Below are 287 nucleotides of genomic sequence, written 5' to 3'. Positions count from 1 at the left end.
CGACGGCGAACCGGCGCGGATCGTCCTCAGGGGTCTTCGACAGCGCGCGCATCATGGCGCGGTAACGCTCCTCGAAGACGTTCAGCGGGAGGACGAGTCCCGGGAACAGCACCGAGTTCAGGGGGAAGAGCGGCAGCCGGACGGTGGTCACGGCGCCAAAGCCTAATGGTCGCGGGCGCCGGGGCGTCCGCCCCGCCCACACAGCGGGCGGGCCGGGACCGTTCCCGGGCCGTTTCGGCCGCTCCCGTACCCCTCAGTTCCGGCGCAGCAGCCGGGTCGCGCCCGCC

General features: G+C 73.5%; 1 protein-coding gene. It reads right to left on the bottom strand.

Annotated elements, in window-relative coordinates; translation table 11 throughout:
• Positions 1–151: LON peptidase substrate-binding domain-containing protein (locus tag CCN42_RS45465; protein WP_245877697.1), on the bottom strand; the 151-nt coding region annotated here is incomplete at its 3' end.
• Between the last annotated feature and the right edge of the window lie 136 nt (positions 152–287).

Source organism: Streptomyces glaucescens (assembly GCF_002154375.1).
Taxonomy (GTDB): domain Bacteria; phylum Actinomycetota; class Actinomycetes; order Streptomycetales; family Streptomycetaceae; genus Streptomyces; species Streptomyces glaucescens.
Note: the sequence above shows the minus strand (reverse complement) of the source record. Positions and strands in the feature narration are given on the sequence as shown.